The organism is Cytobacillus firmus (assembly GCF_023657595.1).
Taxonomy (GTDB): domain Bacteria; phylum Bacillota; class Bacilli; order Bacillales; family Cytobacillaceae; genus Cytobacillus; species Cytobacillus firmus_B.
Genome location: NZ_CP098323.1, coordinates 2,938,361 through 2,960,788 on the forward strand (window position 1 = coordinate 2,938,361; position 22,428 = coordinate 2,960,788).

General features: G+C 42.1%; 23 protein-coding genes. 3 read left to right on the forward strand and 20 right to left on the reverse strand.

All coding sequences use genetic code 11. The annotated features are described in order from the left end of the window. Positions 1-260 precede the first annotated feature (260 nt). Both NAF01_RS14840 and NAF01_RS14845 read right to left on the reverse strand, forming a co-directional pair. Positions 261-2,165, reverse strand: a complete 1,905-nt coding sequence (locus tag NAF01_RS14840; protein WP_250800687.1) for an endonuclease MutS2 — start codon at positions 2,163-2,165, stop codon at positions 261-263. A gap of 431 nt (positions 2,166-2,596) precedes the next feature. Next, positions 2,597-2,770 (reverse strand): hypothetical protein, encoded by a 174-nt coding sequence (locus NAF01_RS14845; protein ID WP_250800688.1) that lies wholly within the window; start codon positions 2,768-2,770, stop codon positions 2,597-2,599. A 325-nt stretch (positions 2,771-3,095) separates the two neighbouring features. Between NAF01_RS14845 and NAF01_RS14850 the strand changes: the two genes are divergently transcribed. Continuing rightward, positions 3,096-3,884 carry an HAD family hydrolase gene (locus NAF01_RS14850; RefSeq protein ID WP_250800689.1) on the forward strand — a complete coding sequence of 263 codons (789 nt, stop codon included), beginning with the start codon at positions 3,096-3,098 and terminating at the stop codon, positions 3,882-3,884. Positions 3,885-4,010: 126 nt separating this feature from the next. Here NAF01_RS14850 and NAF01_RS14855 read toward each other — a convergent pair whose 3' ends face one another. From NAF01_RS14855 to NAF01_RS14905, 11 genes are all read right to left on the reverse strand, one after another. Then, on the reverse strand, positions 4,011-4,697 hold the full coding sequence (locus NAF01_RS14855) for a copper homeostasis protein CutC (protein ID WP_250800690.1): 687 nt from the start codon (positions 4,695-4,697) through the stop codon (positions 4,011-4,013). A 33-nt stretch (positions 4,698-4,730) separates the two neighbouring features. Further along, the gene (locus NAF01_RS14860; protein WP_163140721.1) at positions 4,731-5,747 is read right to left on the reverse strand and encodes an asparaginase; all 1,017 of its coding nucleotides are present in this window, start codon (positions 5,745-5,747) and stop codon (positions 4,731-4,733) included. Positions 5,748-5,775: 28 nt separating this feature from the next. Continuing rightward, positions 5,776-6,930, reverse strand: coding sequence for an ROK family transcriptional regulator (locus tag NAF01_RS14865; RefSeq protein WP_250800691.1), 1,155 nt, complete (start codon positions 6,928-6,930; stop codon positions 5,776-5,778). A gap of 230 nt (positions 6,931-7,160) precedes the next feature. Beyond that, positions 7,161-8,048 carry a sugar phosphate isomerase/epimerase family protein gene (locus NAF01_RS14870; protein ID WP_250800692.1) on the reverse strand — a complete coding sequence of 296 codons (888 nt, stop codon included), beginning with the start codon at positions 8,046-8,048 and terminating at the stop codon, positions 7,161-7,163. A 1-nt stretch (position 8,049) separates the two neighbouring features. Next, positions 8,050-9,111 (reverse strand): Gfo/Idh/MocA family protein, encoded by a 1,062-nt coding sequence (locus NAF01_RS14875; protein ID WP_250800693.1) that lies wholly within the window; start codon positions 9,109-9,111, stop codon positions 8,050-8,052. 5 nt (positions 9,112-9,116) lie between these two features. After that, positions 9,117-10,025 (reverse strand): sugar phosphate isomerase/epimerase family protein, encoded by a 909-nt coding sequence (locus NAF01_RS14880; RefSeq protein ID WP_250800694.1) that lies wholly within the window; start codon positions 10,023-10,025, stop codon positions 9,117-9,119. 210 nt (positions 10,026-10,235) lie between these two features. Then, positions 10,236-11,204 carry an ABC transporter ATP-binding protein gene (locus NAF01_RS14885; protein WP_250800695.1) on the reverse strand — a complete coding sequence of 323 codons (969 nt, stop codon included), beginning with the start codon at positions 11,202-11,204 and terminating at the stop codon, positions 10,236-10,238. Next, positions 11,197-12,186 carry an ABC transporter ATP-binding protein gene (locus tag NAF01_RS14890; protein ID WP_250800696.1) on the reverse strand — a complete coding sequence of 330 codons (990 nt, stop codon included), beginning with the start codon at positions 12,184-12,186 and terminating at the stop codon, positions 11,197-11,199. Before NAF01_RS14890 ends, NAF01_RS14885 begins: the two co-directional genes overlap by 8 nt. A gap of 15 nt (positions 12,187-12,201) precedes the next feature. Next, complete coding sequence (locus NAF01_RS14895; protein WP_048007855.1) at positions 12,202-13,098, reverse strand: ABC transporter permease; 897 nt, start codon at positions 13,096-13,098, stop codon at positions 12,202-12,204. A gap of 12 nt (positions 13,099-13,110) precedes the next feature. Further along, complete coding sequence (gsiC, locus tag NAF01_RS14900; protein ID WP_250800697.1) at positions 13,111-14,034, reverse strand: glutathione ABC transporter permease GsiC; 924 nt, start codon at positions 14,032-14,034, stop codon at positions 13,111-13,113. 74 nt (positions 14,035-14,108) lie between these two features. Beyond that, the gene (locus NAF01_RS14905) at positions 14,109-15,641 is read right to left on the reverse strand and encodes a glutathione ABC transporter substrate-binding protein (RefSeq protein ID WP_250802484.1); all 1,533 of its coding nucleotides are present in this window, start codon (positions 15,639-15,641) and stop codon (positions 14,109-14,111) included. Between the two features lie 609 nt (positions 15,642-16,250). Between NAF01_RS14905 and NAF01_RS14910 the strand changes: the two genes are divergently transcribed. After that, entirely contained in the window at positions 16,251-16,409 is a 159-nt protein-coding gene (locus NAF01_RS14910) for a hypothetical protein (protein ID WP_250800698.1), read from the forward strand. Positions 16,410-16,832: 423 nt separating this feature from the next. On the opposite strand, the gene NAF01_RS14915 is transcribed toward NAF01_RS14910, so the two are convergent. The 3 genes from NAF01_RS14915 to NAF01_RS14925 form a co-directional block, all read right to left on the reverse strand. Then, a complete protein-coding gene (locus tag NAF01_RS14915; RefSeq protein ID WP_250800699.1) occupies positions 16,833-17,549 on the reverse strand; it encodes a YwaF family protein in 717 nt (238 codons plus the stop codon). Between the two features lie 175 nt (positions 17,550-17,724). Further along, positions 17,725-18,567: an STAS domain-containing protein gene (locus NAF01_RS14920; RefSeq protein WP_250800700.1), complete on the reverse strand. Its 843-nt coding sequence runs from the start codon at positions 18,565-18,567 to the stop codon at positions 17,725-17,727. 162 nt (positions 18,568-18,729) lie between these two features. Further along, positions 18,730-18,888: a hypothetical protein gene (locus NAF01_RS14925; protein WP_250800701.1), complete on the reverse strand. Its 159-nt coding sequence runs from the start codon at positions 18,886-18,888 to the stop codon at positions 18,730-18,732. Between the two features lie 99 nt (positions 18,889-18,987). Here NAF01_RS14925 and NAF01_RS14930 point away from each other — a divergent pair, with 99 nt between their 5' ends. After that, positions 18,988-19,725: a YqcI/YcgG family protein gene (locus NAF01_RS14930; protein ID WP_434964687.1), complete on the forward strand. Its 738-nt coding sequence runs from the start codon at positions 18,988-18,990 to the stop codon at positions 19,723-19,725. A 24-nt stretch (positions 19,726-19,749) separates the two neighbouring features. Here the strand turns inward: NAF01_RS14930 and NAF01_RS14935 are convergent, their stop codons facing one another. From NAF01_RS14935 to NAF01_RS14950, 4 genes are all read right to left on the reverse strand, one after another. Further along, on the reverse strand, positions 19,750-20,439 hold the full coding sequence (locus NAF01_RS14935; RefSeq protein ID WP_250800703.1) for a YetF domain-containing protein: 690 nt from the start codon (positions 20,437-20,439) through the stop codon (positions 19,750-19,752). A gap of 82 nt (positions 20,440-20,521) precedes the next feature. After that, a complete protein-coding gene (locus NAF01_RS14940; protein WP_250800704.1) occupies positions 20,522-21,088 on the reverse strand; it encodes a cysteine hydrolase family protein in 567 nt (188 codons plus the stop codon). A 24-nt stretch (positions 21,089-21,112) separates the two neighbouring features. Further along, entirely contained in the window at positions 21,113-21,565 is a 453-nt protein-coding gene (locus tag NAF01_RS14945; RefSeq protein WP_163140764.1) for a hypothetical protein, read from the reverse strand. Beyond that, positions 21,566-22,354: a hypothetical protein gene (locus tag NAF01_RS14950; RefSeq protein WP_163140767.1), complete on the reverse strand. Its 789-nt coding sequence runs from the start codon at positions 22,352-22,354 to the stop codon at positions 21,566-21,568. Positions 22,355-22,428 lie beyond the last annotated feature (74 nt).

Sequence of the window (22,428 nt, forward strand, 5' to 3'; positions counted from 1 at the left end):
TCGGACTCAGAATACCGGAAACCGCTGATGAGTCTGAACCCGAGCCAACTTCGGACTCAGAATGCCGGAAACCGCGGTTCTGTGTCCGAACCCGAGCCAACTTCTGACTCAGAAAGCAGAAAACCGCGGTTCTGTGTCCGAACCCGAGCCAACTTCGGACTCAGAATGCAAAAAACCGCTGATCTGAGTCCGAACCCGAGCAGCTTCAGACAAAAATACACAGTTAAAAGGCGATCCTCCACGCGGAGAATCGCCTCATTCTATTCCTCCTTCCTATTCCTAATCTCCTTTTCAACCTTTCGCAGCGCCTTTTTCGACCCTCTCTCCATGTCATGCTGCAGTTTCCGTTCATGGTAACTGGTAAATAAGGTATTCCTGTCATACCCTTCCGGATATAGCTCGCTTGCTTTAATGTTCAATTCAATCCGCTTGCTATTCACTTCCACTATTTCATTTTTATAGAACAGCTTAATGTTATTAAATTTATCTAATGGCTCATAAACAATAGCGTAGTCATCCTGGCTGATCCATTTTACCCTGTCACCGATTTCATAAGGATGTTCGTCTATGTTCTGCTTCACTTCAATCACTGGCTTCCTTATTTTGTTCTCTCTTACTGCTTCCAGATTATAATCCTTGTTTTCAATATACTTTTGCGCGCGCTTCAGGACATGTTCGCGGATATTCATCTTTCTGGAAATCCAAAGGGCATTGCTCTCTCCTGATTCACCTATTAACAGCTTATACATCGGCTTCAATTCCGCGCTATCGAATAACATTGCTGCATTCATAAAATCATCATGCATTTCAGAATAACGTTTAATCTCACCATAGTGAGTAGTGGCAATCGTGATGCATCCCATATGATAAAACTCTTCCAGAATGGCAATGGCCAATGCAGCCCCTTCATTCGGCTCTGTTCCGCTGCCAATCTCATCGAATAAAAGCAGCGTATTATTAGTGGAAGCACTAAGGATTTCGGAAATATTTTTCATATGGGAAGAAAACGTGCTTAGCGCGTTCTCTATGCTCTGATTATCGCCAATATCAACAAAGACATGGTCAAAGATGGCTATTTCACTCCCCGGCTTCGCCTTAATATGAAATCCGGACATGACAGCCAGAGTTAGAATTCCGATTGTCTTTAGGACGACGGTTTTCCCGCCTGCATTTGGGCCTGTTATGACTAAGCTTCTATAGTCCTTCCCGATTTCAAAATCCAGCGGGACAACGTTTCCTTCTAATAAAGGATGTTTACTGTTTACTAATTTGATATACCCATGATTATTAATCGCCGGTTCAATGCCGTCAGTACTTTTGCTGTACTTCGCTTTTGCGAAAATCATATCATACTGACTGATGCACTCAATATTGATGCGGATCTCATGAATGGCTTCGAGAATCGCGCCTGAAAGTGTGGCCAGTATTTGATATTCCTCTACTGACTCCTCCGATTTCAGCATGGCCAATTCCACATTGAGCTTTGAAACGGCATCAGGCTCCATAAAAACAGTCGACCCTTTTGAAGATGTTTCAACTACTGTTCCTGCTACCTGATTTTTAAAGGATGCTTTAATCGGAATCGTAAAAAGGTCATCCTTCTTACTTATATAAAATTCTTGAATGTATTCCTTATTAGCACTGCTCCGCAAGAACTTATTCAATCGTTCTTCAATTTTCTCTTCGGTTTTGGCAACATGGTTTCTAATCCGTCTCAGCTCTTTGCTGGCACCTGAGTCAACCATGTTTCCTTTGATTGCATATAAGATCTCTTCTTCGATCTGTCTGAATTCCGTCATAGATAATGCATACGTGTAGAGAACTGGCGCAAAAAATTCTTTATCTGCCATAAACTTTTTGATTTTTCGGCAGCCTCTTAGAAAATCGGATACAGCGTTTAACTCTGATGGAGTTAATATGATTCCTTTTTCCACCTTTTCAATAATACTGGTGATATTGGAAATGCCGGTTAATGGCAGGTGCTTTTCGGCATCCAGTAGCCTTCTGGCCTCGCTTGTTTCGTTTAAGCGATTGCGGACGGCTTTTATATTTGAGCTCGGCTCGAGCTTATCGATCAGCACTTTCCCTAAACTGCTGACGCAATGCTGTTTCACTTTATTTTTTAATTCTTGGTATTGTAATTTTTCAAATGTCATTTCATTCATTCTCTTTGCCTCATTCCAAATAAAATAGCCCGCGAAAGCCTTCCCCGCTCCAATGTGAATTGGGCAGAAGCTTCCGCGGGCGTTCTACTTTTCGAACAGGCATAAACAAACTAAACCCTAAAACAGGCATAGTGTCTAAAGCTACACGAATATATAGAAATGGAAGCAGTCTGATAGCAGGCATTCAAACATGTATTGTTTGAAAAAAAGGCATTCTTAATAAACTGGCAAAAACCAGAAAATTAGCACCTTATTCAACTAAATAATTAGTTGACACCTGCAATCGACATACTTCACCACACCTTTTTATAATATAAAATTAATGTAGCACGGAACTGCAAGTCCAGTCAATCCGCATTTGAAAATATGAATTTATGACAAAAGAAAAGCACACCTAACTGCAGCAGGTGCACTTTCTTTTGATATAGTGTTTACTCAGTTTCTTCTTCAGTTCCATCTTCGCTGTCTTCTTCAGTGCCTTCTTCTGTTCCCGTATCTTCAGTTTCTTCTGTGTTCGTCTCGTCGGTGTCTTCCTCATTGCTGCAGCCTGTCGCCACACCTGTAATCATTAAAGCTGCCATCAAAGCTAAAACCCATTTTTTCATTTTCATTTCCTCCTTGGCTGCTATATTTGTTACAGTAGTAATCATAGAAGAATCCGAACGGAAATAGAAGGTCATAATCCATTATTTTACATACCTTAACCTTCTTTTAAGAAAGTTTATGAAAATAAAACATAGCTTTTTCGTACACCGGGACTAAAAGCCCTTCACAAATTAATAGATTCGAATTCATGATCTAAGTTATCCTTAGTAATCTGCAGAAGCTCTTCTAGTTCAAAAAAAATCACGTAATCTATACACTGAGTTTACCTGACCTTAATATTCAGAGGATATGATTGGTTTATCAACGAATGAGGAGGCAAAATAAATGAATATGCGTGCAGTATTTATTGATATGGATGGTACACTCCTGAAGGCCTCAAATAACATTTCCCGCCGAAACATGGAAGCCATTTATCGGCTCATAGATCAGGGAGTCATGGTGTTTCTAGCTACAGGCCGTCATTATGAAGTAACCGCTCCCTACCATAAAGAACTTGGGTTACAAACTCCGATGATTTGTTTGAATGGGGCCTCTATTCATGATGCCCAGACAGGAATGGCTACTCAAATAAAAACCGTACGAGTGAACGAGGAACGCTTTCACCATCTGACGGCAGAAAGTCAATGTAATGTTTTGATCCATACATCAACTGGGCTATATTGTAAGGAAACCAATGAAGAAATCGATTATTGGACTCAAGTTGGGCAAATTCCACCGCAGTATATCGGTGATTTAAGACTGGCAACTTATCAGGATGTTCTTAAATATAGTGTTCGAACAGGTTCCCCAAGTCCTGAATTATCCGCTATATTTAAAACAGAAGCAGGGGTCATCGATTGGAATGACGGGTTTGAGCTGGTTGCTCCTGATGTATCCAAATGGGCTGCTATTAAAAGCTTGCTGGACAAATTTCGAATCAGTCCAAGTGAAGTCGCAGCCATTGGAGACGGACCGAATGATATAGAGATGCTTCGTCATGCCGGTACTGGTGTGGCAATGGGGAATGCCAGCGAAAAGGTTAAAGCCGCAGCTGACTTTATTACAGGACACCACGAAAATGATGGATTAGCTGAGTTTATAGAACGTTATCTTATTAAATCTTATGCGATTTAATGTATTTTACTGGTCTTTCGGCATTATTTAAAGACAGGTGAACTACCTGTCTTTTTTGATAGCAATATTCTAAGGTTAATAGTGAAAACAACTCCTGCACACAACCCGCTTAAGCCCTTTTTCACATTAGGCACCGATCATCTTCTTTAACGCCTGCACTCTCTCAGCATTAATGGCATACTCATAGCTGGATTCCACACGGACCCCGGTGCCGAAATGAACTTCAGTGACAGGCACTTCATCCAAAAATACTTTAATATTATCAACTGACAGACCTGCACCAGCCATAATTTTTAAATGACTATCAGCGGTAAGCTCATGCAGGCGTTTCAGCCTTTCTGATGCATCGGCAGCACTACTCTGGCCGCCTGATGTAAGGATTCTCGAAATCTGCGGATACTCCTTGATCACTTCCAAAGCCGCAAATTGATCATCAGCCTCATCAAATGCCCTGTGGAAAGTTATATCCAAACCACCTGCTGCATCGATTAACCGCTTTAAATGATCGTTATGTACTTGATGGTCAGGTGTAAGTACGCCAAACACTACACCTGCCGCTCCTGATTTATTGCACATTTTAATATCCTGAATCATAATTTCAATGTCTTCTTCCGAATAGCAAAACCCGCGGCTGTGCGGACGTATCATCACATTCACGGGAATCCTTAATTCCCTGCACACTCTTTCAATGACGCCACAGCCTGGTGTCAGCCCCCCCTCTGCGAGCCCGGTTACCAGTTCAATTCTGCCTGCGCCGGCTTCCTGGGCAATTAGCGCATCACTTAGTGTATCTGCGATCACTTCTATTAACATTTATGTATCTCCTTTAATAGTGCTGGAATTTACTTAATTTAATGGCAATTTCTCTGACTGGAAGATTTCCTTTATAGATCCCACTTCCATTCCAGCATTATTTCGAATAACGGAAGGTCTCAGGCTTCTCAGCTTATTTATGGTGTCATGATTGCTGTAGTGTATTTGTTCAAGAATAGATGCTACAATGTTTGGCCAGACATCCTCAGATCCATTTAACACTTTGAGGGCAAATCCAGCACGTTCTTTTTTAAGTCCGAAGCAATACACACCCTGGGCTCCGCCTTTAGCAACAATATTCTTGTCTTCCAATAAAATCGAACAGATAAAATGCTGTGAGGCAACCATATTGAACTGGTTATTCATAGTGGCGGTCATGTTAATGACTGCCTGCTGCAGCTGGAGATCTTGAATCAAATCGGGACAAGCCAGCTTAAGGTATACCTCGGACATCTTTTTTAAGGGTATGGCAAAAACAGGAGCTCCGCAGCCATCAATACCAATATGAATTGCAGAGACCGGGATGCCTGATAAATGAGAAAGAATTTCCAATATATGCTTTTGCAGAGGATGGTCTTCTTTCCAGTATCCCTCCACCGGAAATCCCCATTCACGGCATACGGTAATAAATCCCATATGTTTGCCTGCACAATTGTGATAAAGCTTTCTTTTCTGAACCCCTTGTCTGATCATCTCTTCTCTTGGCTGTATATTTAAAGGATAAGAAGGAGGGCAATAAAGCTCTTCTTCCTTTACAGGAAGTTTTGCCAGCATGGATTCCAGAGCCTTAATATGGTAGGGTTCTCCCCGATGGGAAGCTGTAAACAATGCTGCTTCCTGCTCTGTTAAACCGTATTTCTCAATTATGTCAGTCAGAAAGACCGGCAGGGCCTGGATTGGCTTAGATGCGGAGCGAAAGTATGTGTAATGCTCTTCATCACCAACCTGATAAAAAGATTCTAATTGATCATCCACTCCACAAATGATACCTGTATGAATATTCTCAACCAGTCCTCCCCTGACTTCCTCTACTAATGCAGTATATTTCACTTCAGTTCTCTCCTTAAAATTGGCTTAGCTACTCAAGTTCCAGCATAAGATTTTGTGCCTGTATGGCCGCCCCAAGAACAACTCCGTTATCACTTAATTCCGAATAGACGATTCTCACCGTTTGCTTCAATGGCTCCCAAATATATAACTCGCATTTTTGCTCAATAGCTTCCTTCATTTCAGGCAGTTTCTCAATCGTATTGCCGCTCAAAATAATGACTTCAGGATTATAAAGGCAGAGGAGATTGCTGATGGCCAAAGCAATATAAGTGGAGGCTCTATCCATGATATTTAATGCCCAGGGCTCACGGTCCCGGTAGGACTGGAACACATCTTCTATAGAAGATATATCCTTCACTTTCCTGCTGTCTGCAAGGATTGCCCCTTCAGAAATATAAGTTGCGAGACAGCCTATTTTGCCGCAATTGCAGACATTGCCTGTAGGGTCAATTACTGTATGCCCGATTTCCCCGGCATTATTGGTTTCCCCTCTGTAAATTTCTCCATTAAGCATGATTGAAGAACCAATTCCTGATCCAATGCCTATTAAGATGGAATTCTGTGAATTCTTTGCTTTCCCTGTAAAGCTCTCTGCGACAATCTTCATTTTTAATTCATTATCAACAATGACGTTAAAGGAGGTAAGCTTTTGCAGATCTTCAGCTAAGTTTGCATCTTTCCACTTTAACTGATCCGATACCTTTACAATCCCGTTTTTATAATCAATATATCCAGGTAAACCGACAGCGAGTCCCATTATTTTAGCAGCAGGAATTTCGTTTTCATCCATGATCTTTCGAATAGCCATATTTATTTTATGGAGCGTTTCCATATAACTCTCTGATTCATTTCTTTTACTCTTAAGTAATGAAACCATTTCTCCAATATAATTGACAATTCCGACCTTTAGCAGAGATTTATCAATTTCAATACCAACTGTATAAAGTACATCGCCGCGAACCTCCAGCAAGGTAGCTTTTCTCCCGACCCCTGACGCAACTGCCTCTGTTTCCCTCAGGTAGCCCTGCAGCTGAAGTTCATTGACAATTCGTGTTATAGAAGTCGGGCTCATCCCCGTTATTTTCGCAATATCAATCCTTGATATAGGGGACTTAGTCTTTAAAATATCAAGAACAAGATTTTTATTTTGTCTTTTCATTAAAAGCTGATCTTGTTTCTCCATTATCCTACCTTCTTTATGACTGCAGATTTAGACTTCCAACTCTGAAGGTGCATTTATAGAATCGTAGTGACTCTCGCCTTCATAGTAAAATCCAACAAAATCCATTAAACTTGATCACATTTCTGTGCAAGTCCGGTAAAACTTCCAAAAGAGAAATGCCTATTCCATTTTGGAAGCTTCCATTGGAAATCCCCATCTCATTATACACTTTGTTCAAAGCATGAATCCATTTACCTAAAGCTTTTAATGAATCCTACCGCTTCTGAGATATCACTTATTGGATTTTGATTCACTTCTCTTTCAATCGTCAAATACCCCTGATAATTAATTTCGTTCAAAGCATTGAAGTAAGCCTCAAAATCAACGGCTCCTTTTCCGAGCGGCATCTCCCTAAAATATTCACCTGAGGCAACCATTTCAGCAATCTTCTCATGATCTGTGCCGCCTCCATATCCAAGGAACCCGTATACATCACGGGGATCAGCAGGTTTAAGCCTCTTTCCATCCTTCACATGTGTATGGACAATATAATCCTTTAGAAGCCTGACACCATTTGCCGGGTCATCTCCTGTCACCATCACCATATTCGCAGGATCAAAATTTACTGATACCCCATTCGTGCTCAGCGTATCCAGAAAGTTTCTGAGCCTGGCGGATGGTTCAGGTCCTGTCTCAATGGCAAAGTAGGCATTCATGCTTCTTGCATAAAGAGCCAGTTCCTCACAAGCTGCCTGCATGGCTTCATAGATGGGGCTGTTCTGCTCCTCAGGGATAATGCCAATATGCGTCGTCACAATATTTGTTCCCAATTCTGCAGCGAGATCCAAAATGCGTTTTGATTTTTCAATCTTAACAGGATTTTGTTCAATATCCTGAAACCCATGTCCTCCAAGGTCACCGCAAAGTGCCGATATTTCAAGGCCAATGGATTCCAAATAGCTTTTAAGTTGTTTCCGGGAGTTCTGATCCATATTTTCAGGAGCCATTTCTCCTTCAACCGCATATATTTGTACACCATCAGCTCCCATATCTTTGCAGACTTTAAGTCCTTCGTACAATGGCAGCCTGAGGCTATCCACCATCACACCAATTTTATTTGAGAGTTTTACAGTCTCCATTTTAAACAAAGGTCACCTCACTTTTCTTATCTGCCGCTTCATAAATGCCAGCGAGGATCTTCATCATTTCCACCCCATCTTCAACGGGCGCCAAAGGATTTGTTCCTTTTATACAGCTCGAAACAAAGGAATCGATCTGATTCTGAAAGGCATTGGCAAAATCAAATGTTAAATGATCCATCTGCGGGTGAATATTTAAAATGGTGTTATTCTCTTCACTTACAATGGCCAACTCAGGCTCCAGTTCTGCCCCGCCTTTTGTGCCATATAATTTGACTCCAATTTCATCTTGTTTTGCATGAAGTGTAAAGGATACATCGACAAATAAAGATGCGCCATTTTCGAACGTAATCAGTGCATTCGCCAAATCCTCAACTGTGTTACGATCTTTTTGATAATCTGCCGCTTTATAAAAGCGTAAATTCTCAACATTCCCTCTGTTCCCCAGCTTGCTGTACACATTTCCGGAAATCGACTTCACTTTAGGGCGGCCCATCAGGTACCAGCACACATCGATGACATGGACACCCAGGTCAATTAACGGACCTCCCCCAGAGCGATCTTTGTCTGCAAACCAGCCCCCCGGATTTCCGAGACGGCGCAGGCATGATGCTTTTGCATAGTAAATGTCGCCTAAAGTACCGTTGTCAACAAAAGCCTTCAGCACTTTTGTGTTTGTAGCAAACCTCCTGACGAATCCTACCTGCAGGGTTTTCCCGCTATTCCTTACAGCTGCTTGCACTTTTAACGCCTCTTCCACATTCATGGCTAAAGGCTTTTCTACCAGAACATGTTTTCCAGCGTTTAATGCCCCAACAGATAATTCCGCATGGCTATTATTCCAGGTGCAAATGCTTACTGCATCGACATTCGGATCACTATATACTTCTTCTATATTTTTATATACACGGCTGATACCATACTCCAGCGCTTTCGCTTCCGCTCTTTCCGCAGAATAATCAAACACCCCGCACAGGACAGCATCAGAATTGCCGGCAAAGGACTTGAAATGCATATCAGATATAGATCCGGCTCCTATAATACAGACTCTTAAAGGCTCCACTTTCTTCACCCTTTCAAAACCGGCTTAGATTCATTCACTGCCTGCACTTCATTCCATAATCTTCTTACATTATCCATGCCAATTTTGGAACCAGTCCTGCAATCTTCCATACCTTCAAATTCCACTGTCAAATAACCGTCATAACCGGAGCCCTTTATCAATCTAATAATCTCGCGTATATTTAAATCTCCGTGGCCAACGATGGCTCCGCGGAGATAGTTTTCATTTACTGTCCTGAACCAGACTCCATCACCCGGATTTTCAAAATATGGGCGAATATAGAAATCTTTTAAATGGACCGTTGCTGCGTATTTTAGATTCTTTTTTACTCCAACGAGCGGATCCTCATCTATGCAAAGGAAGTTGCCGACATCGAGAGTTGTTTTGAAGTTAGGACGGTCCACCTCATGAATGACCCGCTGAACGCGGTCGCTCGATTGGACGTTGAATCCGTGGTTTTCAATGGTAGTTGTAATGCCGTATTGTGCTGCGTAATCTGCGATTTGACGGCTTCCTTCTACTAGCGTATCAAAATGCTCTTCAAAGTAGTGAATCGTCATTTCTTCCGGCTTCAGCTGAAATGCTGTTACATCATGGCGCATAATCTTAATGCCCATGAGATTAACGATGTCCACATGCTCTTTCAGCCGCTCCACTTCTTGTTCGAATGCTTCCTGTGTCGGCTGGACAAAATTGGCCGGCAGGGAATAGGCAGAAAGTTCAATCCCGGCTGCTTCTGCTCTCTTCTTAATTTGATGTGCAAGCTCCGCATTATCCACAACTGAAAAACCATAAGGGACGATCTCCATGTGCTCCCCGCCATTTTCGGCAATCCAGTCAATCACATCCAAAACCGTCATATTGCCATCTCTTAATTCTCTTACTAAACTGTACGTGCTAAGTCCAACCTTCATGAAAATCCTCTCCTATTTCTTGTATTTTTATAGTGAATTTGCAGGAACGCAGATATTCCGCCAATTGACCCATAAATCAAAAATGTGACCTGTAAAATTAAATTCTGATCGATACTATGAAAAGTTGAGAGATAAACAGGGCATGTGACCGATAAATTCCTGTCAGAGTGTAAAATCCTTAGGAAAAACTCATTGAATCGGCACGTTCTGCTAATCCATTAAATGACATGCAACAAAATGATCTTCCGCCAGCCCTTTTTTCACCTCTGGTTCCACTGTTCTGCAAATATCCATACAGGCAGGACACCTCGTATGAAAACGGCACCCGGAAGGAGGGTTAACCGGACTCGGCAAGTCTCCCTGCAGGACTATCCGCTCCCTTCTCAGCCTCGGATCCGGGACTGGCACAGAAGATAGCAGTGCTTTTGTATAAGGATGCTGCGGATTTGAGAAGATGACATCCTTCGGGCCTGATTCTACTATGGTGCCAAGATACATGACCCCGATGCTGTCGCTGATGTGTTCGACTACACTTAAATCATGTGAAATAAAGAGATACGTAAGATTAAATTCAGTCTGCAAATCCTTTAGTAAGTTCAGGATTTGAGATTGAATCGAAACATCAAGAGCGGATACGGGTTCATCAGCTATAATGAGCTTAGGTTTCATAATCAGCGCCCTGGCTATGCCGATCCGCTGGCGCTGGCCGCCGCTGAATTCATGGGCATACCTGTCTGCATGATGTTCTGTCAGTCCAACGGTTTCCAGCATTTCGCTGACTAATCTATTCCGTTCGGCTTTTGATAGTTTCGTATGAATCACAAGCGGTTCGGCTATAATCTCTCTTACTTTCATTCTTGGATTAAGAGATGCATAGGGGTCCTGAAAGATCATCTGCACCTTTTTTCGAACCAATTTCAGCTGTGATTCTTTCTTTTGTGAAATTTCTTCGCCATCAATCCAGATTTCACCGTGGCTGGGAGTCAGCAGCCTTGAGATCAGCCGTCCTGTTGTAGACTTGCCGCACCCGCTTTCTCCAACGAGACTGTAAGTAGTTCCCTGCTCAATGCGGAACGACACATCATGAACTGCCTTTAATGATCTCTTTTTGGCGAACATGCCGCCCGGAAGTGTGAAGGACTTTTTCAACCCATTTATTTTCAGCAGAGTCTCAGGCATATACATTTTTCCTCCCTTCTTCAATCATCCAGCAGCTGCACATTCTCCCATCTCCCAAGTCGGTTGCAGCCGGCTCTTCCTCTAAACAAATGGATTTGGCTTCATTGCATCTCGGAGCAAACTTGCAGCCCTTCGGCATATTGCCGGGGTCGGGAACATTCCCTTTAATGGATGTCAGTTTATCCTTTCTCTGTCCTATTTTTGGAACTGATCCTATCAGTCCTTTCGTATAAGGATGCTGCGGGCTTTCAAATAAATCGAATACATTCGCTTCCTCTACTACCCGGCCTGCATACATGACGGCTACCCGATCACACATTTCCGCCACTACACCGAGATCATGGGTAATTAATAGAACGGACATGCCTTCCTCACGCTGCAGCTGTTTCATCAATTCCAGTATCTGCGCCTGAATTGTTACATCCAGTGCCGTCGTCGGTTCATCTGCTATTAGAAGCTGAGGATTGCAGGACATGGCCATGGCAATCATAATCCTTTGCCGCATCCCTCCAGAAAGCTGATGGGGAAATTCATAAACGATTTCTTCCGCCCGGGGAATCCCCACTTTCTTTAAAATAAATATCACATGCTCCTTGGCCTGTTTTTCGTTTAAATCAAGATGCAGCCGGATGGGCTCCAGCAGCTGTTCGCCTATTTTCATGACGGGATTTAAGGAAGTCATCGGCTCCTGAAAGATCATGGCCATTTGTTTCCCCCGGATTTTTCTCATTTCCCGCTCTGATTTATGAGTAAGATCCTCGCCTTTGAAGGAAATACTTCCGCCCGATATTTCTCCGCTTGTGCCTTTAAATAACTTCATGATTGACAGGGAGGTTAGACTTTTGCCGCAGCCGGATTCTCCTACGAGCCCGAGTACCTCTCCTTTATTGATATGGAAACTGACACCCCTCAAAATTTTCAGTTTTTCTTTATCCTTTGTAAATTGCGTCTCCAGCCCGCTTACCTGCAATAGCTTCTCCATTTTTTTCAATCTCCCTTACTCATTCTTCGTTTTCGGGTCCAGGACATCCCGGAGCCCATCTCCGACAAGATTGAAAGCAAGCACTGTCAAAAAGATCGCTAATCCCGGCATCATGACAACATGGGAAGCTGTTCCTAAATAATCACGTCCAAGGCTGAGCATAGCACCCCAATCCGGTGTTTCAGGACTGGCACCGAGACCCAGGAAACTCAAACTGGAGGCCGCTAAGATTGCCGTTCCAATTCTCATCGTAATAAATACGATTAAGCTTCCAAGAGTTTCAGGGAAAATATGCTTGAACATAATCCTCCGGTGCGAGGCTCCCATTGATTTCGCTGCTTCCACAAAGACGGTCTCTTTTCCCTCTAAAGTCGAGCCCCTCACCAGTCTTGCAAAAGATGGGATACTGAAAATGGACACGGCAATGACCACGTTCGTTAATCCCGGTCCTAAAATGGCCACAATGGCGATTGCCAGCAGCAGATCCGGAAACGCAAACATAACATCACTGCCGCGCATAATAAGCCGATCCAGCCAGCCGCCAAAATAACCGCTCATTAGCCCAAGAATGATTCCTCCAGCCGCTCCTAAAAAAACAGCCAGAAAACTGACACCAAGCGAGATTCTTGCACCGACGAGCAAACGGCTGAAAATATCGCGGCCGTATTCATCCGTGCCTGCCCAATGTTCATTGCTTGGACCCTGCAGCGTCGTATTATAATCGGGCTCATACGGATCATAGGGTGCAATATAGGGTCCAATAATGGCGATGATGATTAGCAGCAGGATAAAAATGCTTGCCCCAAATGCCATTTTTTGCTTTTTCCAATTCTTAAAAAATTCTTTAACAGGTGAGTATTTTTTCTTTGGAATCACTGGGGTATAGGCATTTACTTCTTTTATGATTTCCATGATTCCCCTCCTCTAGGAAACGTAGCGTATCTTCGGATTCAGCATACTGTACATGATATCTACTATTAAATTAACGAGAATAAATTCAATGGAAAAAAGCAATAGTTCGGCCTGGATGACTGGATAGTCCCTGAAGGCAATGGAGTCAATCAGCAATCGTCCCATCCCCGGAAAACTAAATACAGTTTCTACTACCACTGATCCCCCAAGCAGGAAGCCAAACTGCAGCCCGGCAATGGTTACGACAGGAATTAATGAGTTTCTAAGTGCATGCTTTGGAATAACTACAGATTCCTTTAATCCTTTTGCTCTTCCAGTCCGGATAAAATCGGCTCTTAACGTCTCAAGTAAAGATGACCGTGTAAATCTGGCAAGCATGGACATGATTCCCGCCCCTAAAGTGATAGAAGGCAATATATAGCTTTTCCAGCTCTCTGCTCCACCTGTTGGAAACCATCCGAGCTGGACAGAAAAAATCTGAATAAGAATCAAACCAAGCCAGAATCCCGGCATGGAAATACCCGAAACGGCTGTGACCATCCCGAGATAATCCGGCCATTTATTTTTGAATACTGCTGATAAAGTGCCTATTAACAAACCAAGCACCAATGCCCAGCCCATACTCATGAATGTTAAATAGATGGAGGGCATAAAGCGGTCAGCAAACATTTCTGAAACCGGAAGACCTGTCTTTAAGGAAGTCCCCAAATCTCCTTGAAACAAATTGCTCATGTATGTAATGTATTGATCCCAAATCGGTTTATCGAGCCCCAGCTCCGCTCTGATAATAGTAACCTCTTCAAGAGTTGCATCCTTTCCGGCAACTAATCTGGCAGGATCTCCAGGAATTAAATGAGTGAAGAAAAAGATTAATATGGAAACAATAAATAGGATCGGGATCATTTCCAGGATTCTCTTTAAGATATATTGAAGCAAAATGAAAACCCCTTTCTTAGAAAGGAAGAGGCATTGGAGATTACCTGCCTTTGCCTCTTCTGCTTGCCTTGCTTTTACTTAAGATTCGCGTCTGTGACATTGATTCCGCCTGTTGGAGAAATGAAGACACCCTCTACATTAGATCTTGAACCTGCAAGGATCTCATCTACACCTAAGAAAATCCAAGGTGCATCTTTGTAGATGGTTGATTGAATATTGTTGTAGATTTCTGCCTGCTTGTCAGGATCTGCTGTTTGATTTACCTCTGTAATCCACTTATCTACATCATCATTTTTGTAGTATGCCGTATTTGCTCCATCCGGCGGGAATGAGCTGCTGCTGAACAATGGCTTCGTTGCATTAGTGGTGTCGGATGGATACGCAGACCAGCTGACATACCACATTTGCACCTTTGCTTCTTCCGGTGTCTGAGCTCCATAAATCTCATCTGATAATGTGCCTTCTTCCATTGATTTAATCTCTACCGTAATGCCAATTTCTTTTAACTGCTGCTGGATAAACTGCATTCCCTTCAATGTGTCTGAATTGGTGTTCCCCCAAATTTCAGCATTGAAGCCATCTTCAAACCCAGCTTCTTTCATTAATTCTTTTGCTTTCTCAATGTTGTGATCATAGGTTTCCTGTTTGGCGTAAAACTGGGTTTTGTTTGGAATAATCGAGTCCAGCGGCAAGCCGTAGCCGGAATTGACAACACTTATAAATGCCTCTTTATTCACAGCATAGTTAATGGCCTGGCGAATTCGTACGTCATCATACGGTTCTTTCATCGTATTAATGGATACATATCGGGCAATCGTCGAAGGAATTTTATGAATTTCAACATCTGAATTGCTCTCCAATTCCTTTAAGTTTTGTACTGGCGCCGGATAGATTACATGTGCTTCGCCTGTTTTCAGCATAGCTACACGAGAGCCATTTTCCGGAACAGGCTTGTACGTAATCTTTTTCACACGATCGGCCTTATTCCAATAATCATCGAATCTTTCAACTGTTAAATGGTCCCCCTGAACCCATTCCACAAACTTGAATGGACCGGTGCCAACTGGTGTTTTGCCGATATCGCTGGAAGAGTCATTAATCAGCTTCGGGCTTAGGATTTTAGCGGAAACAAATCTTGTCAGCATACCAGCATAGGGTTCTTTTAAAGTGACTTTAATTTGAAACTCATCCATTACATCAATGCTGGTAATAAGATTAAATCCGCGGCTGTTTAAACGAAGGCTTTCATCCTTCATAATCCTTTCAAAGCTGGTTTTAACCGCCTCTGCATTAAACGGCTCTCCATCGTGGAAGGTAACACCCTGACGAAGCTTGAACGTATATTCCAGTGCATCATCACTGACACTGTATTCCTCAGCCAGCTGCGGAATGATTTGTCCCTCTTCATCCGATCCCAGCAATCCCTCCAGCATGGCAGTCTGGACGGAATTTGAATTCGTATCGCCCGTATTATGCGGGTCCATTGAAATGAAGTTTTCATTAACAGCAATGACTAACTCCTGATCCTTGCCGCTTGCTGATTTACCCGAATTCTCCTTTTCCGAAGTTCCGCCGCTTTCTTCGCTGGAACAGCCAGCCATCAGCATTAATGAAATCAAAAGAACACAAAGATTTTCCAACCTAGTAATCTTCTCAATTCCTTTCCCCCTCTTAACCAGTTTTTTATCTAGTTATCTCTGGATGAAAAAAGAGATTTAAATAAAGAATTATTAAATCTCTTTATATTATTTTCATCATGTTAATAAATACAGAGAAAATTAAGTAAAAAATAAAATTTTTTAAGTATTTATTAATTATTTTCTCCATTGATGAAAATAATTAAATTTATTATAAAACCAAGATGCGATAATTACAATATAAAATTCTGAAAAGTATAAAAATATTTGTTTCCATCTCAGTCTGCCTTTTTCTTCTGTTTCGAACTAAACCAACACAATAGGCCGCTAATATGGAATCGCCTTTTGTTCCTATTTATTAAGAGTTAATGAAGCAGCTTTGTTCTATTTATTTCTCTCCTGCGGATAAAGTGTCAATGCTTCATCGTTTGCTGCAGCTTCAATCCCATAATCCGTTGCAAAAACCATGTGGGTAACTGTCAGAGCACCTTTGTTTTCGTTTTCATCTCTATCCGGATTGTTTATTTCCTTTTAAAAAGGAAACATTAAAAACATATAGGAAAAAGGGAGGCATATAATATGAGCGAAAATACCACGCAGGATGTAAACCGCATTCAGGAGGAAGCACAAAAACAGGATCGGGAAGCGAAGAAAGCACAGGAAGTCGTGGATGATGCCATTTCCAAAATGACTCCGCAGCGGCAGTATGAAAAAGAAAAGGAACAGAATAAGCGATAAAGTGAAACTTCAAACAGTGGGGGTTTTCCTTATCTCCCAATGATTGTTAGTCGCGTTCTAGTGTCGCTAAGATCTCCGCTAGCGCTTCGATCAATCGACACTACGAACCCGATTGGTTCAACTAAGCCTCTGCCTGCGCGTCGGCAAGTTTCACTGTATCTCACCAATCGGGCCTTTACATTATAAAGCGAGGCGACTTGCCCAGGGGTGACAAGCATAAGACGAGCAGCTGGAGGGAAGTGCCTTTCTTCCCACCAGCTGATTGGCTTATGACCTCGAGCCCCTAGGAGCTGCAGCTAGATTGGGCAGTTTGACCCCCGCTTATCCTCCTTTGAGTCCTCTGAGTCTTGAAGTGGGGGTCATACTGCCCGTTAGACTGCGATAAAAAAAGCCGTAATCCTGCCCGCCAGCAGGATACAGCTTTTAATTGTCCCGAACTCTTTTTTGTTCTGCTCTCTGCAAATAATGCATCGGTAAAAAAGTGATAAAAAAGACAAATAGCGCAGCTGCTTCTAGCGTTATATAATACCAGACACCATTACCAAAAAATGACAGAAGGGTTTTGGTTTCTGTCGGGCTCGCCAAATAGAAGAAATTGGTCCCCAGCAGCAGATTTAAAAAGAAGACTGGCACCGCAATCACATTGAGTGTTAAAAAGCCGGTCAGCACCGCTTTTTTCGGCACCCTGTATCCTTCAAACAAAATAAAATATAGTACGGCCAAAGGAATAGCTGAATGATGAAGAAAGTATTTGATGTAGCGGTAATGAGGAAATTGGTAAACCATATCAGGTGTCACCATGCTTAAAATGGGAGGAATTGTACCAATAAAATAAAGCAGCCAAAAAGCCTTTTGATTAGGCTTTAAAAATAGGAAAAGTGCAATAAAAGTGCTCAGGGAACATAACTGGAGAGGCAGATTTGACACATCCCACTGATTTGTCAGGACCAGCCATACATGATACGTCACTTCACAGGCAAGCAGCGTAAAAAACAGCGTCCATTTCATGATTTTCCGATAAGCCCTGAGCGCCTGCCTGTAATACACCAGCCACCAGGCCGTAAAAAAGAAAAGAAACAACGTAACCAGATGCATAAGCGAAAATATTTCAAAACCCTGCATTCCCGTTACCGAAAACATGATGTCATCACCCCTCAATATTCATTGAAGTGCTGTTTGATTCATTGTATTCACGGCTGGGAAAATTAACACGGTTCATATGCGGAAAAATTGAATTGATGACCACTGCAGAAAGGTTTACAACAAAAAAACAGCAAAGGAAATTCAAATCCGAATTCCTCTGCTTTGTTCAATTTTACCCATGCAATTCTTCAAATGCCTGATACACATTGGCCCTTACCTGAACGCCATTCAGATTAATGCCTAGCGTAACAATCGTCTGTGCTACTTCCGGGCGGATTCCTGTAATGATGGTCCTAACGCCGACAAGCGATAAGGCTTCAATTACTTTAAACAGCTGATCTGCAACCATGGTATCGACAATCATGACACCGGAAAGGTCTAAAATTAAATGAGTCAGCTTTAGGTGTGCAGATTGTTTTAATGTTTCTTCCATCAGAAGCCGTGCTCTCTCTGTATCAATATTGCCAATTAGCGGCAGGATGCCCACCCCTTTAGATAGGGGTACAACCGGGACAGATAACTCAAGGAAAGCCTGCTTTGCATTCTCGAGGGTTAACTGATGGTATTGGACATAAGCCATGCTGAAACAATGAATGGAATGATCCAGAAGGGGGTCTATCAAATAGACAACCTTTATAACCTCTGATGCTGTCATTTTATGCTCCATCATCGTTTCCTCTAGTTCTTTCCAGATATATTTCCGATAATATCCCGCATCCTTTAGAGCTTCATCCAAAGGGATTCCGAGCTTAAAGAAATACTTGCCTGTCTCCTTGCACCATTTTTCAATCTTGTCCATAGCTTCGTCTTTGTTCTCATGATTCAGCAAAGCTACACCGAACAATTCAATAAACTCAGCACGAATCTGAACAATGAGCGTTTCCATATTCTCAGCCTGTACTCTCTCTGTTTCTGTCATTTCGACGTCGCTCATTCGATCCTTATGCAGTTTTTTCGCTATTGTGTCCTTCTCTTTTAAAAGCTTTTCCCCTAAAAGAAGCATCTGATTGTTCATGTTCTCCCCCTATAGCACCTGGATTTAATCCTTTAATACTGAGTCCGCTTCGTCCTAAACACATCACTTTACCCGGTTGTTTTATAGAATAAACCTTTGAATAAATTTTTTAGGACTATTTATGATTACCTGCTCCTTTTTCTATAGGAAGAGTACTTGAAGTTATTCCTCCTGATTAACTACCATTTTGTAATCCCCTCCTGCTTTTTCGCCTGCCTTTTGATTAACTACCATTTTCCTGCACGTACCTGCTTTTTGGTCAACATAAACCGCCATGACTATCAAAATCCTTCCTTCCCCCCTCATCCCCATCTCAAGCAAATCCCTGCCCCCCACCTCTGTCCGCCCATTTTCACCATGGACACTCACCCGCCTTATCCCACTCTGAATATAGTGTAGGAGTTAGAGGGGGTGACTAAGATCAGCCATTTATATACTGCCAGCTCCTCCAGCCTGAAGAGTCTAGAAGATTGGCAGCTGAATGCCTTAGATAAATTTCAAACCAAGATGACCGACAAAGAAAAACCCTTCCCCTGCATCCCTGCAACCATCGGGTTTGCCAAAAATCAGCTTCGTTATGGATTTGCGGACGATCCAGGAGATTCGGCCACCATCCAGCTGACAGCATCCATCCTGAAAGAATTCACAAAACACTCAAGAGATTACGGAAGCTACACTTCACTGATCATTTTTTATAAACATAAGGATAATTTGAGTGTGGAGGAATATGAGCAGCTTTTTTGGGATCAGCTGACTGGGCTGTCTGAAATAGATGAAGTGGAGTGGCCAAACGGAATCCCTATAGACCCGCACGATCCGCTTTGGGAGTTCTGCTTTCATGGGGAAAAATACTTTATGTATTGTGCCACTCCTGCGCATAAAAATAGGCAGAGCCGCCATTTTGATACAATGATGCTTGCCATTACGCCAAGATGGGTTTTGGAGGAGTTCATGAAAAAGGAAACATTTGCATCCCGCATTAGAAATCAGGTTCGCAAACGGCTCCAAAAATATGACACTATCAGCATCCATCCTGATCTGAACAGTTATGGCGCCGAAGATAATTTTGAATGGAAACAATATTTTCTTCGCGATGATGATTCAACCATTTCCAAATGCCCTTTTCATCGCCTGCTGGGGACGTTCAAGCATAAATAGGAGAACAGAAGCGACTTCTGTTCTCTATTTGTTTCTTCTATCGATATATAGAGTACCGTCGCGTTGTACTTGTGCAAAGAAAACATCTTCTGCTGAAAGGATATTTGCTTTTTGCAGTTCCATTTCAAGCCAGCTTTTCTCTAAATGTAATTTAGACAGATTTTCTGAATTGATCTTTCCATCTGAAATAACATCTGTGGGTAATGGAAAGAGAACATTTTTTATGCTCTGAATGTTTAAATCCATTTTCGTAACTGGCTGCTGACTCTCTTTTTTCAAAACAGACAGATCTCCGTTTGACTCCAGGATGGCACAATCGACATCCTTAAAGGAGAATATATCCTTCTGCCTTAATAACGCCTGAAGCTCATCCAGGTCCACCCTTGCTGTTTTAAGAGCGGCTTCCATAATATTGCCTTCTTTTATAACAATCAATGGGTCACCTGTTGTAACTGACCTTCCCTGTTTCGATTTGAGGTCGATGATATCCAATGCTACGGTGTAGGCCGTCCAAACAATTAGTGCGATTACTCCATCTTTGATGGGGGTACTGTCATCCACGACAAGGTTTCCGGCGATAGACCCGATTCCGATGGCTGAAGCCCAATTGAAAAAGGTCATTTGCCCAATTTCCTTCCGCCCCATCAGCCGTGCCAGCATAAATAACACCAAAAACGAGATGGTTACACGGAGTATCGTCTCATTGACTGACATTTTAAGCCACACACCTTTCAAGATATACCTTTTTTAAAAGAGCCTTATAACCTCCCTGGAGCAATACAGCCAATCTACAATATTAAGTCAACATTTTTATCACTTCATCAGCCGTCACAATCACTGCAAACTCTTTATGCAATGCCGCGAGCTCCAATTCCTGCACAGTCTCCGCCGAATGGACAACTCCCTTATGATCAGTGATGTCAAAAGCGGCAACCGCATCTGACACCAAATAAGTTATAAACCCTAGATTTCCGCTCATTCTCGTTGTAGTTGATACACAATGCTGTGTGGACAGGCCTGTGATAAAAACAGATTTGATCTGCTGCTGCCGCAATTGGATTTCAAGTTCTGTGCCGATGAAGGCACTGTTCACATTCTTTGTGAAAACCTGTTCCCCTGATTTTGGAGCCAGCAGGTCCTTAAATTGGATTCCCGCTTCATTTTTGTGATAAAGAGGCGATTGCGGGTCAAGCGACAAATGCTTTGAAAAGAAAATAGGCCACTTCCGCTTCCTCCATTCTGTCAGCAGGCGAAACGCATTGTTTTCAGCCTGGGGATTGTTCCGCTTCCCCCAGTATGGGTCGTCAAATCCCTTTTGCATGTCCAAAACCAACAATGCTGGTGCAGTAGGAAATCTATTCATTTCACTTCCCTCCTAAAAGGATCGTTAATTTACTCTGGCGACTCCGTTTGCAAAATGCTCCCAGAGGATTGCTTCAACCTGTTTTCCTTCTTCTTCATGGCAGCCAATAATCAAAATAACCTCAGACTTTACTCCTTTTAACAGCCGCTTATTTCTAGTTCTTAGCTTAATAAGTGTGAAATCAATTGCAAAGCCAAGCAGAAATCCAACCGCAGCCCCAATCAATCCCCAATAAATTGGTCCCCATTCCAATATAAATCCTCTGCTGGCTCCAACAACTGAGAACATTACCGCCAGTACCATCCCTTTATTTATAAGTGATACTCCATCTGACTTGTGAATTGTGTCAAACATCCCCGGATCCTCCGTCCGGTTATCCAGTGGGACCGAATATATGTCAGTTATCCCCTGCTGTTCCAGCTTCCTGATTGCAAGTTCAAGATAGGGTGAATGGTCAAATGTTGCAAATACCTGCATTTACTTCACCTTAATGCCTTTCTGTAAATGAAATGAATTTGTTTGATAATACTTTCTTAAGAACTTCTTCTGCTCGGTATCATATAATTTATTGTTTTCAACAACGTTCATATAGGTATCATAAAGTGTAAAAAAATAAAATGATGGCAAATAAAGCAGCCACTGTGCATTTAAAACTTGAGATGATTTCTTAAGTTCTCCTATTAGGAGGTAATGGAATGCTTCGATAAAATGAGAAAAATGGACAAGTACAACCGTCATAACCAATGTAAAAAAGGCGCCAAAGATTCTATGAATGTATAATTGGCCAAGGCTTGGGATGGTCAACGACCATAAAATAGCGGCTATGGGGTCTCTCTTATCCAGGTAATTGATCTCGAATGGTTTTATCACTAATCTCTCTATGGTGCTTGCGTCTTTTTCGTTCAGAAGAAAAATTTTATTCATGTCTACAGTTGTCCGGTAACTATCCCAGATGGCGAAAATATATACAGGAATATACAAATGCATGTATCTGATATCTATTACATCTTTTGCTTTTTGAATATCTCCGATGAAGCTATAAACCATGGCTGAATTCAAATGAATCATTTGGTTTATAAATAATTCCCAAATAACCAGGGAAAAGCCCCTAAGATATTTATTTAACAGCAGATGACCGTAGCCCGGAAATACTGCAGACCACATAGCAACTACATAGGGATTTCTCAAATGAATTTGTGAGGTTCCAAAAATACTTAAATACGCAAGCTTAGGAACCGCTTTTTGATTCTTGTATGTATATGGCATAAATCCACCCCAGCTTTATCTGAAAAAACCATTATTGGTATTTTCCATCAAGAAGGATCTTTTCATACATCTTT